Here is a 15,544-nt window from a genome sequence, read left to right on the forward strand (position 1 = left end):
GCGCTGACAGGGCGCCCGCCCGGAGCAACGGGCCGCCTTGCACGCGGCCCGCTCATCTTAGTGACGGAAGTGACGCATGCCGGTGAACACCATGGCCATGCCGGCTTCATCGGCGGCGGCGATCACCTCGGCGTCGCGCATCGAGCCGCCCGGCTGGATCACCGCAGTGATGCCGGCCTTGGCGGCGTTGTCGATGCCGTCGCGGAACGGGAAGAAGGCGTCCGAGGCCATCACCGCGCCCGGGACCGGCAGGCCCGCGTGCTCGGCCTTGATCGCGGCGATGCGCGCCGAGTTGACGCGGCTCATCTGCCCGGCGCCGACGCCGACGGTCTGGCGGTTCTTGGCGTAGACGATGGCGTTGGATTTGACGAACTTGGCCACCTTCCAGGCGAAGATCAGGTCATGCAGCTCCTGCTCGCTCGGCGCGCGCTGGGTGACGACCTTCAGATCCGCTTCAGTGATCATGCCGATGTCGCGGCTCTGCACCAGCAGGCCACCGTTAACGCGCTTGTAGTCCAGACCGTTGATACGCTCGGCCGGCCACTGGCCGCACTCGAGTAGGCGCACGTTGGCCTTGGCCGCGACCACTTCACGGGCCTCGGCGGACACGCTCGGGGCGATGATCACCTCGACGAACTGGCGTTCGACGATCGCTTTGGCCGTTTCGCCATCCAGCTCGCGGTTGAAGGCGATGATGCCGCCGAAGGCGGATTCGGCATCGGTGGCATAGGCCAGATCGTAGGCCTTGCGGATGCCGCCTTCATTCTCCGGCACCACCGCCACGCCGCACGGGTTGGCGTGCTTGACGATCACGCAGGCCGGCTTGGTGAAGCTCTTCACGCACTCCAACGCGGCGTCGGTGTCAGCCACGTTGTTGTAGGACAGTTCCTTGCCCTGCAGCTGCTTGGCGGTGGCGATGCTGGCCTCGGCCGGGTTGGCCTCGACGTAGAAGGCCGCGTTCTGGTGCGGGTTCTCGCCGTAGCGCATGTCCTGCGCCTTGATGAACTGGCTGTTGAAGGTGCGCGGGAATTCGCTGCGGCCCTCAGTGCCCAGGGTCTCGGCCTGCTGGTCGATGGTGCCCAGGTAGTTGGCGATCATGCCGTCGTAGGCGGCGGTGTGCTCGAAGGCCTTGAGCGCCAGATCAAAGCGCTGGGCGTAGCTCAGGCCGCCATCTTTCAGCGATTCGATGATGCTGGCGTAGTCGCCAGCATTGACCACGATGGCGACGTCTTTGTGGTTCTTCGCCGCCGAGCGGACCATGGTCGGGCCGCCGATGTCGATGTTCTCGATGGCGTCCGGCAGGGTGCAGCCCGGCTTGGCCACGGTGGCGGCGAACGGGTAGAGGTTGACCGCGACCAGATCGATCGGGCGGATGCCGTGTTCTTCCATCACCGCGCCATCGAGGTCGCGACGACCGAGAATGCCGCCGTGGATCTTCGGGTGCAGGGTCTTCACCCGGCCGTCCATCATTTCCGGGAAGCCGGTGTAGTCGGCCACTTCCACGGCGTTGATGCCATTGTCACGCAGCAGCTTGAAGGTGCCGCCGGTGGAGAGGATTTCGACGCCAAGGGCGGCGAGCTCGCGGGCGAAATCGACGACGCCGGTCTTGTCGGACACGCTGATCAGCGCGCGGCGGACGGGCAGGCGGGTGGTCTGGTCGGTCATCTCGGATTCCATCAGGACAGTCAGGATCGGGGAATGGGTGCAGCGCAGTGCACCCGCGGGCAAAGGATTTACAGCAGATCGTACTGCTTGAGCTTCTTGCGCAGGGTGCCGCGGTTGAGGCCGAGCAGCTCGGAGGCCTTGGTCTGGTTACCCTTGACGTAGCGCATCACGGTCTCCAGCAGCGGCGCCTCCACCTCGGAGAGCACCAGATTGTAGACATCGGTGACCGGCTGGCCATCCAGGTGGGCGAAGTAGTTCTGCAGCGCCTGACCAACGCTGTCGCGCAGGGTCTGCCGCTCCTCGCTGGGGGTCACAAGGTGGTGCTTGAGGTTGGCGTTGTCGCTCACGGCAGTCATTCCACTCACAAAATTCTCGTTCAGGGTCATCATGCGGCCGTTTCCGTATCGGCTCCCTGGTGTGTGGCCAGGAATGCGCACACCGCCTGGCGCTGGGCGTCCGGGCAATCCAGCTGGTTGAAGTGGCTTCTGAAATCACGGGCGCCGGCGAGGGTCGCCAGGTACCAGCCGACGTGCTTGCGGGCGATGCGCACGCCCTGTTCGGCGCCGTAGAAGGCATGCAGCGCCGCCAGGTGCTCCAAAAGGATGCTCTGGCGCTCATCGGCACTCGGCGGCGGCAGGTGCTGGCCGGTCGCAAGGTAGTGATTGATCTCGCGGAAGATCCACGGCCGGCCCTGGGCGGCGCGGCCGATCATCACCGCATCGGCGCCGGTGGCCTCGAGCACGGCGCGGGCCTTCTCCGGCGAGTCGATGTCGCCATTGGCAAACAGCGGCAGGCTGACCGCCTCGCGGATCGCGGCGATGGTCTGGTACTCGGCCTCGCCGGTGTACAGATCCGCGCGGGTGCGCCCGTGCACGGAGAGGGCGGCAATGCCGGCCTGCTCGGCAATCCGCGCGATGCGCACGCCGTTCTTGTTGTCACGGTCCCAGCCGGTGCGGATCTTCAGGGTCACCGGCACGTCCACCGCCGCCACCACCGCATCGAGGATCTGCCCGACCAGCTGCTCGTCCTTCATCAGCGCGGAACCGGCGGCCTTGTTGCAGACCTTCTTGGCCGGGCAGCCCATGTTGATGTCGATGATCTGCGCGCCGAGCTCGACGTTGCGCCGCGCCGCCTCAGCAAGCATCTGCGGATCACCGCCGGCGATCTGCACCGAGCGCGGCTCGGGGTCGCCCTCATGGAGCATGCGCAGGCGCGACTTGCGGCTGTGCCACAGGCGCACGTCGCTGGTGAGCATTTCGGCCACCACAAGGCCGGCGCCCAGGCGGCGGCACAGTTGGCGGAACGGGCGATCGGTGACGCCGGCCATCGGGGCCAGGATCACGCGATTGGGGAGTGTGTAGGGGCCGATGCGAACCACCGACATGGAATCATCCCTGCCGCAGGGGCAAATCAGCTGCTGGAAAAGGGTGGCGATGATACCCGCTCCACCGATGGGGATAAAGCAGTTCTGGCTGATTTTTGAACAGCCGCGCCCTCAGTCCGGCGAGTGGAAGACCAGCTTATAACTGCTGGCGCGTACCCGTGGGTCGAGCAGATCCATGCCGATGTGAATGGGGATCTGCGGCGGCATGCCATCGGTTTCGCGGCGCGGCGGGCTCAGGTATTCGCTGGGGCGAAACCGCTGGCTGTGCAGCAGACGGGCATTGCTGTCCAGCAGTTGCAGCTCCAGTACCGGCAGCGGCTGGGTGAAGCTGGCGCGGTTGTAGAGCACCGCCTCGGCGACCAGCACGCCCGGACGCCGCGGGTGGCGACCGACGCTGAGGTTGCTGCTGCGCAGCTGCTCGACGTCCACCCGGCTCGGCAGGCTGCAGCCGAGTGTCGGGCAGATTCGCTCGAACCAGGGCCGCCACTGATCCTGGCGGGCCAGGTTATCGAAGTTCAGGTACAGGTACTGGGCGAGTAGGGCCAGCACGGCCAGCAGACCGAGCAGCCACCACAGGCCGTGGCGGCGGCGCGGCGGCGTCCCGAGCGGCCGCTCGTCATCCTCGGTGAGATCCCGCTCCAGCTCCTGCAGGCGCGGCTCCTGACGGCTGCGCGGCGTATCGGCCTGGCTGCGCCGCCGGCTGGCGGGCGCGGGGGTGACGTCCTCGCGCTGGGCGCTCAGGCGCTCCTCACGCCGGCGTGGCGCTTCACTGGGCTCGGCCGCGCCAAAGGCGGGCGTTGCCGCGGGGGGCGTCGGGCGTCGGGGCGGTGGCTCGCGGGTGGCGGCACTGCGCGGCGCCGGCGAAACCGGCGCACGGGCCTGTTCAGGCGGTGCGGTGACAGCCGGCGGTACACGCAGGCCCAGCTGGCCGGCGGCATCGAAGATCTGCTGGCACTGGCCACAACGAACCTTGCCGGCCGCCTGGGCCAGCTGCGCCGGGGTGACCCGGAAGCGGGCCTGGCAGTGCGGGCATTCGGTGATGTGCTGGGTGCTCATGAACAGACTCCGTGATCCGCGACTGCTTCAGCGCCGTACGCCGCTGATCCGTACCCAACCGTCCTTCTCGGCGGTCGAATCGAGAGTGAAGGCCTCGGCATAGGCGGCGCGCACCTCCTCGGCCTGCTCGGCGAGGATGCCGGACAGCGCCAGACGCCCGCCGCTCTTGACCAGCGCGGTGATGGTCGGCGCCAGCTCGACCAGCGGACCGGCGAGGATGTTGGCCAGTACCACATCGGCCTGCTGCGCCGGCAGATCGGCGGGCAGATAGACCGGGAAGCGCGCCGGGTCGATGCCGTTGCGGCTGGCGTTGTCGCGGGAGGCTTCCAGCGCCTGGGGGTCGATGTCGGTGCCGACCGCCTGACGCGCGCCGAGCAGCAGCGCGGCGATGGCGAGGATGCCCGAGCCGCAGCCAAAGTCCAGCACCGCGCAGTCAGCCAGCGGCTGGCCATCCAGCCATTCCAGGCACAGCGCGGTGGTCGGGTGGGTGCCGGTGCCGAAGGCCAGGCCCGGGTCCAGCAGCAGGTTGACCGCCGAAGGCTCGGGCGCGGCATGCCAGCTCGGCACGATCCACAGGCGCTGGCCAAAGCGCATCGGCTGGAAGTTGTCCATCCAGCTGCGCTCCCAGTCCTGATCCTCGATGTGCTCGACCTGATGCTCGGGCAGCTCGCCGCCGCGCAGCAGACGCAGATGCGCGAGCAGGGCCGCGGAGTCGGTATCGGCCTCGAACAGGGCCAGCAGGTGGGTGTGGGTCCACAGCGGGGTGGTGCCCAGATCCGGCTCGAAGATCGGCTGATCTTCGGCGTCCATGAAGGTCACCGAAACAGCGCCCAGTTCCAGTAGCTGGTCTTCCAGCACGCTGGCCTGGTCGGGGGTGATGGCGAGTCGGACTTGCAGCCAGGGCATGGGCGGGGCCTCTTGGGATTCGGGCAAAGAAGGCGCGCAAGCTTACTGGAGGGCGCAAGGCGCGGCCAGCGCCCCTGTGCATCGACGCACTGTACCGGCGGCGCGCAATGACAGAGGCCGCCCGAAGGCGGCCTCTGTGTACAGCATCACATCACGGCTCAGTGCTTGTTCATGCCGAGCTTCTTCTCGAGGTAGTGAATGTTGACACCCCCCTTGCAGAAACCGGCATCGCGCACCAGATTCCGGTGCAGCGGCGCGTTGGTCTTGATCCCATCGACGATCAGCTCGCCCAGCGCATTGCGCATGCGGCCCATGGCCTCCTCGCGGGTCGCCCCGAAGGTGATCAGCTTGCCGATCAGCGAGTCGTAGTACGGCGGTACCGCATAGCCGTCGTAGAGGTGCGAATCGACGCGCACGCCGTTGCCGCCCGGGGCGTGGAAGTGCTTGACCTTGCCGGGGCTCGGCATGAAGGTCGCCGGGTCTTCGGCGTTGATCCGGCACTCGATGGAGTGGCCGCGGATCACCACATCCTCCTGCTTGATCGACAGCTTCTCGCCGCCGGCGATGCGGATCATCTCCTTGACGATGTCCACACCGGTGACCATCTCGGTGACCGGGTGCTCGACCTGCACGCGGGTGTTCATCTCGATGAAGTAGAAGTGGCCGTCTTCATAGAGGAACTCGAAGGTGCCGGCGCCGCGGTAGCCGATGTCGATGCAGGCCTGCACGCAGTGCGCCTGGACCTTGCGGCGGGCGTCTTCGTCGATCAGCGGAGCGGGTGCTTCCTCGATGACCTTCTGGTGGCGGCGCTGCAGCGAGCAGTCACGGTCACCCAGGTGGATGGCGTTGCCCTGGCCGTCGGCCAGCACCTGCACTTCCACGTGGCGCGGGTTGACCAGGAATTTCTCCAGGTAAACCATCGGGTTGCCGAACGCCGCGCCGGCCTCGGTGCGGGTCAGTTTGGCGGAGGCGATCAGATCTTCCTCCTTGTGCACCACGCGCATGCCGCGACCACCACCGCCACCAGCGGCCTTGATGATCACCGGATAGCCCACTTCACGGGCGATGCGCAGGGCCTCCTGCTCGTCTTCAGGCAGCGGGCCGTCGGAGCCCGGTACGGTCGGCACACCGGCTTTTTTCATCGCATCCTTGGCCGAGACCTTGTCGCCCATCAGGCGGATCACGTCGGCAGTCGGGCCGATGAAGGTGAAGCCGGAGTTCTCCACCTGCTCGGCGAAGTCGGCGTTTTCGGCGAGGAAGCCATAGCCTGGGTGGATGCCGTCGGCACCGGTCACCTCGGCAGCGGCGATGAGCGCCGGGATGCTCAGGTAGGACTGGGCCGCCGCCGCCGGGCCGATGCACACGGATTCATCGGCCAGGGAGACATGCATCAGATCACGGTCGGCCGTCGAGTGCACCGCCACGGTCTTGATGCCCAGTTCCTTGCAGGCGCGCAGCACGCGCAGGGCGATCTCGCCGCGGTTGGCAATCAGGACTTTTTGCAGCATCGCAGGATCTCCGCGGGTCAGACGATGGTGAACAGCGGCTGGTCGAATTCGACCGGCTGGCCGTTCTCCACCAGGATCTGGCCGATGGTGCCGCTGGCTTCGGCTTCGATGTGGTTCATCATCTTCATCGCTTCGACGATGCACAGGATGTCGCCTTTCTTGACGCTCTGGCCGACTTCAACGAAGGCCTTGGCTTCCGGCGAGGAGGCACGGTAGAAGGTGCCGACCATCGGCGAGCGCACCACGTTGCCGCTCAGGGCCGGGGCGGCCGGTGCGGCAGCCGCAGCCGGAGCGGCCGGTGCCGGGGCGGCGACCGGGGTGGGCGCGGCAACCTGCATCGGCTGCGGGGCGTACTGCACCGCACGATTGCTGTGGCGGCTGATGCGTACCGACTCTTCGCCTTCACAGATTTCCAGCTCGTCGATACCGGACTCTTCCAGCAGTTCGATCAGTTTCTTGACTTTACGAATGTCCATCAGTCACTCCAGAAAGGGGCTCAGGGGCGTTGCAGTTGTTCGAGGGCGGCCTGCAGGGCCAGGCGGTAGCCGCCAGCGCCGAGGCCACAGATCACACCGACCGCCACATCGGAGAAGTACGAGTGATGGCGGAACGGCTCGCGTTTGTGCACGTTCGACAGGTGAATCTCGATGAATGGGATGCTCACCGCCAGCAGCGCGTCACGCAATGCGACACTGGTATGGGTGAAGGCCGCCGGGTTGATCAGGATGAAGTCCACCCCCTCCAGGCGCGCGGCATGAATGCGCTCGATCAGCTCATGCTCGGCGTTGCTCTGCAGGTGGTGCAGGACATGCCCGCCGGCCTCGGCCAGCTGCTCAAGCTCGCGGTTGATGTCGGCCAAAGTGGTCGCACCATAGACACCCGGCTCGCGGGTGCCGAGCAGGTTGAGATTGGGGCCGTGCAGCACCAGGATGGTGGCCATGAAGCCTCCTGTCAGCGGGGTCGGGGAATCTTTCGGACTATGCCGGAAAACCCGCTGGGCTGTCCAGTCGCCGTTATTTTGCCGTAGATGTCCGCATGTTGGCGGCCAATGGCCGGAGTCGCGCCTCAGAGACGGGCGCGGGCCTGTGCCAGACGCTCGGCAAAGGCAGCAGCGTCGATTTCCCCGATCACCCGCAGATCGCGCCACTCATCGCCGCCGGCAGCAAACAGCTGCAGCGCCGGTGGGCCGAACAGCCCGTAGCGATCGAGCAGGGCGCGCTGCTCGGCGGTGCTGGCGGTCATGTCGAAGCGGATCAGCTGCCAGCCCTGTAGGGTCTGGCGCACCGCGGGAGCCTGCAGCACCTCGCGTTCGATCACCTTGCAGCTGATGCACCAGTCGGCGTACCAGTCGAGCAGCAGCGGCTGGCCGGCGGCACGGGCACTGGCCAGAGCGCTGTCCAGATCCGCAGCGCTTTCCAGCGTCTGCCAGCCATCCTCGGTGGCTGCCGGCGAGCTGGCGCCATTGCCTGCCAAACCCAGCGGGCGCAGCGGATCGCTCTCGCCACGCAGGGCGCCGACCCAAGCGGCCAGGGCGTAGACCAGCAGCAACAGCCCCAGCAGCTGGGCGAGTTTCTGGCGATGGGTCTTGGGCGTCAGCTCCAGGGTGCCGAGCCACAGCGCCACGCCGCCGGCCAGCAAGCCCCAGAGAGCCAGGCTCAGGGCGCCGGGCAAAACCCGCTCCAGCAGCCAGATCGCCACCGCCAGCAGCAGCACGCCAAAGGCATTGCGCACCGAGACCATCCACGCGCCGGCACGCGGCAAGAGCGCATTGCCGCCCGAGGCGAACAGCACCAGCGGCGCCCCCATGCCAAGGCCCAGGGCGAACAGGCGCAGACCGCCGCCCAGCGCATCGCCACTGGCACTGATGTACAGCAGCGCCCCGGCCAGCGGTGCCGAGACGCAGGGCGAGACCAGCAGGCTGGACAGCACGCCGAGCAGCGCCGCGCCGAGCAGCGAGCCGCCCCGTGCGTTGCCGGCCAGCCGATCCAGCGGTTCGCGGACGAACGCCGGCAGGCGCAGCTCGAACACGCCAAACATCGCCAGCGCAAAGGTGGCAAAGAACAGCGCAAAGGGCACCAGCACCCAGGGCGACTGCAGGCGCGCCTGCAGATTCAGCTCCGCGCCGAACAGCCCCATCAGCGCGCCGAGCACGGCAAAGCAGGCGGCCATTGGCAAGACATAGGCCAGCGAGAGCAGCAGCCCGCGCGCCCCGCCGACCTGGCCGCGCAGCACCACCCCGGAGAGGATCGGCAGCATCGGCAGCACGCAGGGGGTGAAGGTCAGGCCGAGGCCGGCGAGGAAGAACAGCGCCAGCGCCTGCCAGTCCCAGGCGCCTTGCCCGTTGCCATCCAGCGGCATGCCGAACAGCCCGCTCCCCGTGGCCGCGTTCGCGGCGGGGGCGGCCCCGCCATTGACCGGCAGACGCGTGACCTCCGGGGGATAGCAAAGTCCCTTGTCGGCGCAGCCTTGGTAGCCGAGCAGCACGCTGAAGGGGGTATCCGGCCCGGCGCGCAGCGGCACCTCCAGCAGCAGGTCGCCGTAGTAGACCTCGACCTCGCCGAAGAACTCATCCTGCTTGCGCAGCCCGGTAGGCAGCACCGGCTCGCCGAGCAGCCCCGGTGGTTCACTGGCCACGCTCAGGCGATGGCGATAGAGGTAGTAGCCTTCGGCGCTGCGGATGCGCAGCGTCAGGTGCTGGGGCTCGACGCGCAGCACCTCGGCACGAAACGCTTCCTCGACCGGCAGAAAATCAGCGCTGTTATTCAGCGCCGCGCCCAGCACGCCGGAGCTGGGGGCCGGTTTGTCGGTCAGCAGCGCATTGGCGCTGGCGGGCAGGGTGAACAGCAGCAGGATCAGCAGCAGACGGTACATGGGCGGCTCTCGTGCGGGGAGGGCTGGATGATAACGGAAAGCACCGCAGGGCGGCCTGCGGCACGCCATCCCTTTCGGGCGCCGCCGATGGGCGTCTCGCTGCGCGGGGGGATGGCATGCTTTATAGTGGCGCCTCAACCGGCGTGCCGCGGTGCGCGCCCTCCCACGATCCTCAGGGGTGCAAGTCACATGCTCAACTGGAAGAACAAAACCGCGGCGGCGCAGCCGAGCACCGCCACGCCCGCCGCCGCGCGGCGCCTGCTGCCGGGCAATGGTCTGGCCAAGGTCGCCAGCGGTGTGCTGAGTGCCTATCTGGTCGGTGCGCTGGTGGTCGGCTGGTACTGGAGCCTGGAGCCTGAGCGCCTGGCGGTGCTGGAAGTGGCCCAGCAGTCGGCCGAGCAGGCCGGCGTGCAGCGCGTCACCGGTTACACCACCGCCGAAACCCTGCAGCAGGTCGCCCGTACCCTGCTCGACAAGCCCGGTGGCTATCTGTCCAACGACCTCGCCCCGCCGGGGCTGTGGCTGGACAACATGCCCAACTGGGAATACGGCGTACTGGTGCAGGTGCGTGATCTGGCCCGCGCCCTGCGCAAGGACTTCGCCCGCTCCCAGTCGCAGTCCACCGAGGATGCGGACCTGGCGCGTGCCGAGCCGCGTTTCAACTTCGACAACGACAGCTGGGCGCTGCCGGCCAGTGAGGACGAGTACCGCGCGGCGATTCGCTCGCTGGAGCGCTTCCAGATGCGCCTCGCTGATCCTGCGCAGAGTCAGGCGCAGTTCCACGCCCGCGCCGACAATCTGCGCAACTGGCTGACCGATGTGGAGACCCGGCTGGGCTCGCTGTCCCAGCGCCTGTCGGCCAGCGTCGGCCAGCTGCGCCTGAATACCGACAACGCCGGCGCACTCCCAGGCAGCGGCGAGGAAGTGGTCAAGACGCCGTGGCTGCAGATTGATGACGTGTTCTACGAGGCCCGCGGCCAGGCCTGGGCGCTGGCGCATTTTCTGCGCGCCATCGAGGTCGATTTTGCCGACGTGCTGGCCAAGAAGAACGCCACGGTCAGCGTGCGGCAGATCATCCGCGAGCTGGAAGCGGCGCAAGAGCCGCTGTGGAGTCCGATGGTGCTCAATGGCGACGGCTTTGGCATCCTCGCCAACCACTCGCTGGTGATGGCCAACTACATCTCGCGGGCTAACGCGGCGATCATCGACCTGCGCCAGCTGCTCGAGCAGGGTTGAGGGACGCGGTATGAGCAAGAAGCTGTCCTCGCTCGCCGCCCTCGGCGGGCTGGTGTATTCCACCGATGCCGGGCGCCATTGCCCGGATTGCTCACGGCCGGTCGCCGAGTGCGTCTGCGGTCAGCCGGCGCTGCCGGCGGGCGATGGCATCGCCCGGGTGCGCCGCGAGAGCAAGGGCCGCGGCGGCAAGACGGTGACCACCATCACCGGCGTGCCGCTGGCCGGCGAAGAACTCAAGGCGCTGGCCACGGCGCTGAAAAAGCGCTGCGGCACCGGTGGTGCCCTCAAGGACGGGGTGATCGAGATCCAGGGCGAGCACGTCGAGCTGCTGATCGCCGAGCTGGAGAAGCGCGGCTTCAAGGCCAAGAAGTCCGGCGGCTGAGTCAGCGGGTGCGTTGCGCGGGCCTGGCCGTCATCAGAACCGGCTATGGTGAAAGGACTTCCTTTCACCGCACGGCAGGAGCAGCGTCATGGCCTCAGCACACACCGATCCCACCCACGGCTGGAGCGTGGCCGACAGTCGGCGCGTCTACGGCATCCGCCACTGGGGAGCCGGCTACTACGCGATCAATGAGGCGGGCAATGTCGAGGTGCGCCCCGACGGCCCGCACAGCACGCCGATTGATCTTAACCAGCTGATCGCCCAGCTGCGTGAGGCCGGGCTGTCGCTGCCGCTGCTGGTGCGCTTCCCGGCCATCCTGCAGGACCGGGTGCGCCGGCTGACCGGCGCCTTCGATGCGAGCATCCAGAGCCACGACTATCAGGGCAGCTACACCGCGCTGTACCCGATCAAGGTCAACCAGCAGCAGGCGGTGATCGACAGCATCATCGCCACCGAGCATGTGGCGGTCGGCCTTGAGGCCGGCTCCAAGGCCGAGCTGATGGCGGTGCTGGCGTTGGCGCCGCGTGCCAGCACGCTGGTGTGCAACGGCTACAAGGATCGCGAGTTCATCCATCTGGCGCTGATCGGCCAGAAGCTCGGCCATCGGGTGTTCATCGTCATCGAGAAGGAGTCCGAGGTGGGGCTGCTGATCGAGGAGGCGGCGGCGCTGGCGGTCGAGCCGCTGATCGGGCTGCGGGTGCGGTTGTCCTCGCTGGCCTCCAGCAAGTGGGCGGATACCGGCGGTGAGAAGTCCAAATTCGGCCTCTCGGCAGCGCAGATTCTTGCAGTGGTCGAGCGGCTGCGCGCCGCCGGGCTGGCGCAGAGCGTGCGCCTGCTGCACTTTCATATGGGCTCGCAAATCTCCAACATCGCCGACTACCGCAAGGGCTTTCGCGAGGCGGTGCGCTATTACGGTGAGCTGCGCACGCTGGGGCTGCCGGTCGATCACGTCGATGTCGGCGGCGGGCTGGGGGTGGACTATGACGGCACCCACTCACGCAATCCCAGCTCGATCAACTACAGCCTGGAGGACTACGCCTCGACGGTGGTCAGCATGCTCGGCGAGTTCTGCGACCGGCAGGCGCTGCCGCATCCGCACATCCTCTCCGAAAGTGGCCGAGCGCTGACCGCGCACCATGCGGTGCTGGTGGTACAGGTCACCGATGTCGAGCGGCCCAACGATGCGCGGCCCGTGCTGGACGCGGGCGTGGAGTACCCGCCGCCTCTGCAGGCATTGATCGAGCTGCTGGATGACACCGACCCCGAGCAGGTGGCCGAGACGTACTGGCGGGCCAGTCATTTCATCGCCGAGGTGGCGGCGCAGTATGCCGCCGGCAAGCTGTCGCTGGCTGAAAAGGCGCTGGCCGAGCAGTGCCACGCGGCGCTGTGCCGGCGCCTCTATGAGCAGCTCAAGGTGCGCCAGCGCGCGCATCGCGAGCTGCTCGACGAGCTGCATGATCGGCAGGCCGACAAGTACATCTGCAACTTCTCGGTGTTCCAGAGCCTGCCCGACACCTGGGCGATTGCGCAGATCCTGCCGATCCTGCCGATCCAGCGCCTGGATGAGGCGCCGACCCGCCGTGCGGTGCTGCAGGATCTGACCTGCGATTCCGACGGCAAGATCCGCCAGTACGTCGATGAGCAAAGCCTTGAGAGCAGTCTGCCGGTACATGCCCTGCGCGAGGGCGAGGATTACCTGCTCGGGGTGTTCCTGGTCGGTGCCTATCAGGAGATTCTCGGCGACATGCACAACCTGTTCGGCGACACCGATTCGGTCAACGTCTACCAGCGCGCCGACGGCAGCCTGCAGCACAGCGGCGTGGAAACCCACGACACCATCGAGGACATGCTGCGCTATGTGCACCTGCAGCCGGAGCAGCTGATGGCCCGCTACCGCGAGAAGGTCGCCAGCACGGCGCTGAGCGGTGCCGAGCGCGTGCAGTTTCTCGATGCGCTGCGCCTGGGGCTGACCCGCTCGACCTATCTGGCGCCCTGATCAGGACAGGCCAAAGGCGCGCCAGGCCTGCATGGCGGTGTGTTCGAGGATCGCATGCCGGCGGGCCAGGCGTGCGTGGTCGGGGTGATAGCCACCGCCGATCACGCAGGCCACCGGAATGTCGCGCCCCAGGCACTGCTCGAACACATGCCAATCGCGCGCGGCAATCCCGGCATCGCTGAGCGCCAGCTTGCCCAGCGCGTCCTCGGCATGCACATCGACGCCGCCGTCATAGAGCACCAGATCCGGCTGGTAGAGCGCCAGCAGGTAGCTGAGCAGGCCATCGAGCTGGCGCAGGTACTCGGCGTCCCCGGTGCCGCTGGCCAGCGGAAGATCCCAGTCGCTGCAGGCCTTGTCGAAGGGGAAGTTGTCGGCGCCGTGCAGCGAGACGGTGATCAGTTCCGGCTCCTCGGCCAGAATCCGCGCGGTGCCATCGCCTTGGTGTACGTCGCAGTCGAGGATCAGGATGCGGCTGGCCTCACCGCGCGCCTGCAGGGTGCGGGCCATCACCGCTAGGTCGTTGAACACGCAAAAGCCCGCCGGGTGCGCCCAGTGGGCATGATGGGTGCCGCCGGCCAGGTTGCAGGCCAGGCCATGGTGCAGCGCGAGCTCGGCGGTCAGCAGCGAGCCGCCGACCGCGCGCAGGGTGCGGCGCACCAGCGCTTCGCTCCACGGCAGACCCAGCTGGCGCTCCTCGCGCGGGCTCAGCGCCCCGGCGAGAAAACGCTCGATATAGCTGCGCTCATGGGCGAGGGCGATGCAGTCCAGCCCGGCGTCCTCCGGCGTGTGATAGCGCGCCTCGGGCAGGGTCTCGCGCAGGTGCTCGTGCAGCAGGCGGTACTTGAGCATCGGGAAGCGGTGGCCCGCCGGCAGCGGCGGGCTGTAATCGGGATGAAAGACCAGCGGCAGGGACATGGCAGGCACCAAAGCGAAACATCGCCCGGCATTATGCCGCGACCGGCGGCAGGTCAGCGCGGCGGCGGGAAATTCATTACCATGGCGCCCAGCAGGCCGCCAGACGGCCGCAACCCCCGTGCCAGACCGCCGCCGCGGTCGCCAAGCGTGAAGGAGAATTGCATGACTCAGGTGCTCGACGAGCTGGTGGCGCTACTGAGCCTTGAAACCATCGAGGAGAACCTGTTCCGTGGCGTCAGCCAGGATCTGGGCTTTCGTCAGCTGTTTGGTGGACAGGTGATCGGCCAGTCCCTGTCGGCGGCCAGCCAGACCGTGCCGCCGGACCGGCCAGTGCATTCGATGCATGGCTACTTCCTGCGTCCAGGGGACGCGACCCGCCCGGTGCTCTATCAGGTCGACCGGGTGCGCGACGGTGGCAGCTTCACCACCCGCCGGGTGCTAGCGATCCAGAAGGGCCAGCCGATCTTCTCGGCCAGTGCCTCGTTCCAGCGTGTTGAGGAGGGCTTTACCCACCAGCAGGCGATGCCCGAGGTACCGGCGCCGGAAACCCTGCTCAGCGAGCAGGAACTGAGCCGGCGCAACATCTACCTGCTGCCCGAAGGGGTGCGCGAGCGGATGAACTTCGACATGCCGATCGAAATCCGTCCGGTGCGCCCGCTCGATGCGGTATGCCCGGAGCGGATCGAGCCGGTCAAGCACCTGTGGTTCCGCGCCGATGGCAGCCTGCCGGACAACCCGGCGCTGCACAAATACCTGCTGGCCTACGCCAGCGACTTTGGCCTCTTGACCACCGCCCTGCAGCCGCACGGGGCGAGCTTCTGGCAGCGTTCGATGCAGATTGCCAGCCTCGATCACGCCCTGTGGTTCCACCGCGAGGTGCGGGCCGATGAGTGGCTGCTCTACAGCATGGACAGCCCGTGGGCCGGCGGAGGACGTGGTCTCAGCCGGGGCAGCATCTTCAATCGTGCTGGGGAGCTGGTGGCCTCGGTGGCGCAGGAGGGGCTGATTCGCCAGCGGCCTGATTGGGCATGAGGGCGCTGCGCGAGCGCCAGCACTGGGTGTTCGACATGGACGGCACCCTGACCCTGGCGGTGCATGACTTTGCCGAAATCCGCCGGGCACTGGCGATTCCCGCCGAGGCAGACATCCTCGCCCATCTGGCCAGCCTGCCAGAACCCGAGGCAGCGCGCTGTCATGCCTGGCTGCTGGAGCATGAGCGGGCGCTGGCCGAGGCGGCGCAGCCGGCGCCGGGTGCGGTGGCGCTGGTCCGTGACCTGCATGCGCGCGGGGTGCGGCTGGGCATCCTGACCCGCAACGCCCGCCCGCTGGCGCAGATCACCCTGCGCAGCATTGGCCTGCTCGACTGCTTTGCCGAGGTGGACATCCTCGGCCGTGACGAGGCGGCGCCCAAACCGCAGCCCGATGGCCTGCTCCAGCTGGCGGCGCGCTGGGCTGTGCCGCCTGCGCAGCTGGTGATGGTCGGGGATTACCACTACGACCTTAACTGCGCCCGCGCCGCCGGGGCGCTGGCGGTGCTGGTCAACTGCGTCGACAATCCCTGGCCGCACCTGAGCGATCACCACGCCCGCGACTGCCACGCGCTGCATCAGCTGCTCGGCTAAGGC

The 15,544-nt window shown here is 67.7% G+C and carries 15 protein-coding genes; 5 read left to right on the forward strand and 10 right to left on the reverse strand.

Annotated elements, in window-relative coordinates:
* Positions 1-57: 57 nt before the first annotated feature.
* The 9 genes from purH to MXC11_RS04195 form a co-directional block, all read right to left on the reverse strand.
* Complete coding sequence (gene purH / locus MXC11_RS04155) at positions 58-1,665, reverse strand: bifunctional phosphoribosylaminoimidazolecarboxamide formyltransferase/IMP cyclohydrolase (protein WP_250005759.1); 1,608 nt, start codon at positions 1,663-1,665, stop codon at positions 58-60.
* A gap of 68 nt (positions 1,666-1,733) precedes the next feature.
* Positions 1,734-2,054, reverse strand: a complete 321-nt coding sequence (gene fis, locus MXC11_RS04160) for a DNA-binding transcriptional regulator Fis (protein WP_250005761.1) — start codon at positions 2,052-2,054, stop codon at positions 1,734-1,736.
* A complete protein-coding gene (dusB, locus tag MXC11_RS04165) occupies positions 2,051-3,049 on the reverse strand; it encodes a tRNA dihydrouridine synthase DusB (RefSeq protein ID WP_250005763.1) in 999 nt (332 codons plus the stop codon). Before dusB ends, fis begins: the two co-directional genes overlap by 4 nt.
* Before the next feature lie 111 nt (positions 3,050-3,160).
* Positions 3,161-4,105, reverse strand: coding sequence for a DUF3426 domain-containing protein (locus tag MXC11_RS04170; protein WP_250005765.1), 945 nt, complete (start codon positions 4,103-4,105; stop codon positions 3,161-3,163).
* 27 nt (positions 4,106-4,132) lie between these two features.
* Positions 4,133-5,011 carry a 50S ribosomal protein L11 methyltransferase gene (gene prmA / locus MXC11_RS04175; RefSeq protein ID WP_250005767.1) on the reverse strand — a complete coding sequence of 293 codons (879 nt, stop codon included), beginning with the start codon at positions 5,009-5,011 and terminating at the stop codon, positions 4,133-4,135.
* 158 nt (positions 5,012-5,169) lie between these two features.
* On the reverse strand, positions 5,170-6,519 hold the full coding sequence (gene accC / locus MXC11_RS04180) for an acetyl-CoA carboxylase biotin carboxylase subunit (RefSeq protein ID WP_250005769.1): 1,350 nt from the start codon (positions 6,517-6,519) through the stop codon (positions 5,170-5,172).
* A 17-nt stretch (positions 6,520-6,536) separates the two neighbouring features.
* On the reverse strand, positions 6,537-6,995 hold the full coding sequence (accB, locus tag MXC11_RS04185) for an acetyl-CoA carboxylase biotin carboxyl carrier protein (protein ID WP_250005771.1): 459 nt from the start codon (positions 6,993-6,995) through the stop codon (positions 6,537-6,539).
* Positions 6,996-7,015: 20 nt separating this feature from the next.
* Positions 7,016-7,459 (reverse strand): type II 3-dehydroquinate dehydratase, encoded by a 444-nt coding sequence (gene aroQ, locus MXC11_RS04190; protein WP_250005773.1) that lies wholly within the window; start codon positions 7,457-7,459, stop codon positions 7,016-7,018.
* A gap of 125 nt (positions 7,460-7,584) precedes the next feature.
* Complete coding sequence (locus tag MXC11_RS04195; RefSeq protein ID WP_250005775.1) at positions 7,585-9,390, reverse strand: protein-disulfide reductase DsbD; 1,806 nt, start codon at positions 9,388-9,390, stop codon at positions 7,585-7,587.
* Between the two features lie 189 nt (positions 9,391-9,579).
* Here MXC11_RS04195 and MXC11_RS04200 point away from each other — a divergent pair, with 189 nt between their 5' ends.
* The 3 genes from MXC11_RS04200 (at position 9,580) to speA (ending at position 13,004) form a co-directional block, all read left to right on the forward strand.
* Positions 9,580-10,626 carry a DUF2333 family protein gene (locus tag MXC11_RS04200; RefSeq protein WP_250005777.1) on the forward strand — a complete coding sequence of 349 codons (1,047 nt, stop codon included), beginning with the start codon at positions 9,580-9,582 and terminating at the stop codon, positions 10,624-10,626.
* 10 nt (positions 10,627-10,636) lie between these two features.
* Complete coding sequence (locus MXC11_RS04205) at positions 10,637-11,008, forward strand: translation initiation factor Sui1 (RefSeq protein WP_250005779.1); 372 nt, start codon at positions 10,637-10,639, stop codon at positions 11,006-11,008.
* A gap of 88 nt (positions 11,009-11,096) precedes the next feature.
* The gene (gene speA / locus MXC11_RS04210) at positions 11,097-13,004 is read left to right on the forward strand and encodes an arginine decarboxylase (protein ID WP_250005782.1); all 1,908 of its coding nucleotides are present in this window, start codon (positions 11,097-11,099) and stop codon (positions 13,002-13,004) included.
* On the opposite strand, the gene MXC11_RS04215 is transcribed toward speA, so the two are convergent.
* On the reverse strand, positions 13,005-13,919 hold the full coding sequence (locus tag MXC11_RS04215; protein WP_250005784.1) for a histone deacetylase family protein: 915 nt from the start codon (positions 13,917-13,919) through the stop codon (positions 13,005-13,007).
* Between the two features lie 162 nt (positions 13,920-14,081).
* On the opposite strand from MXC11_RS04215, the gene tesB reads away from it, so the two are divergent.
* Together tesB and MXC11_RS04225 are read left to right on the forward strand one after the other, a co-directional pair.
* Positions 14,082-14,951, forward strand: coding sequence for an acyl-CoA thioesterase II (gene tesB, locus MXC11_RS04220; RefSeq protein ID WP_250005786.1), 870 nt, complete (start codon positions 14,082-14,084; stop codon positions 14,949-14,951).
* Positions 14,948-15,541: an HAD family hydrolase gene (locus MXC11_RS04225; protein ID WP_250005788.1), complete on the forward strand. Its 594-nt coding sequence runs from the start codon at positions 14,948-14,950 to the stop codon at positions 15,539-15,541. Before tesB ends, MXC11_RS04225 begins: the two co-directional genes overlap by 4 nt.
* Positions 15,542-15,544: the final 3 nt, after the last annotated feature.

Origin of the sequence: Pseudomonas eutrophicaquae (genome assembly GCF_023544715.1) — a bacterium.
Lineage (GTDB): Bacteria > Pseudomonadota > Gammaproteobacteria > Pseudomonadales > Pseudomonadaceae > Geopseudomonas.

What these genes read in the sequence shown, in the direction of transcription:
- purH (WP_250005759.1), bottom strand. Translation starts at nt 1,665, where the DNA reads ATGACCGACCAGACCACCCGCCTGCCCGTCCGCCGCGCGCTGATCAGC.
- fis (WP_250005761.1), bottom strand. Translation starts at nt 2,054, where the DNA reads ATGATGACCCTGAACGAGAATTTTGTGAGTGGAATGACTGCCGTGAGC.
- dusB (WP_250005763.1), bottom strand. Translation starts at nt 3,049, where the DNA reads ATGTCGGTGGTTCGCATCGGCCCCTACACACTCCCCAATCGCGTGATC.
- MXC11_RS04170 (WP_250005765.1), bottom strand. Translation starts at nt 4,105, where the DNA reads ATGAGCACCCAGCACATCACCGAATGCCCGCACTGCCAGGCCCGCTTC.
- prmA (WP_250005767.1), bottom strand. Translation starts at nt 5,011, where the DNA reads ATGCCCTGGCTGCAAGTCCGACTCGCCATCACCCCCGACCAGGCCAGC.
- accC (WP_250005769.1), bottom strand. Translation starts at nt 6,519, where the DNA reads ATGCTGCAAAAAGTCCTGATTGCCAACCGCGGCGAGATCGCCCTGCGC.
- accB (WP_250005771.1), bottom strand. Translation starts at nt 6,995, where the DNA reads ATGGACATTCGTAAAGTCAAGAAACTGATCGAACTGCTGGAAGAGTCC.
- aroQ (WP_250005773.1), bottom strand. Translation starts at nt 7,459, where the DNA reads ATGGCCACCATCCTGGTGCTGCACGGCCCCAATCTCAACCTGCTCGGC.
- MXC11_RS04195 (WP_250005775.1), bottom strand. Translation starts at nt 9,390, where the DNA reads ATGTACCGTCTGCTGCTGATCCTGCTGCTGTTCACCCTGCCCGCCAGC.
- MXC11_RS04200 (WP_250005777.1), top strand. Translation starts at nt 9,580, where the DNA reads ATGCTCAACTGGAAGAACAAAACCGCGGCGGCGCAGCCGAGCACCGCC.
- MXC11_RS04205 (WP_250005779.1), top strand. Translation starts at nt 10,637, where the DNA reads ATGAGCAAGAAGCTGTCCTCGCTCGCCGCCCTCGGCGGGCTGGTGTAT.
- speA (WP_250005782.1), top strand. Translation starts at nt 11,097, where the DNA reads ATGGCCTCAGCACACACCGATCCCACCCACGGCTGGAGCGTGGCCGAC.
- MXC11_RS04215 (WP_250005784.1), bottom strand. Translation starts at nt 13,919, where the DNA reads ATGTCCCTGCCGCTGGTCTTTCATCCCGATTACAGCCCGCCGCTGCCG.
- tesB (WP_250005786.1), top strand. Translation starts at nt 14,082, where the DNA reads ATGACTCAGGTGCTCGACGAGCTGGTGGCGCTACTGAGCCTTGAAACC.
- MXC11_RS04225 (WP_250005788.1), top strand. Translation starts at nt 14,948, where the DNA reads ATGAGGGCGCTGCGCGAGCGCCAGCACTGGGTGTTCGACATGGACGGC.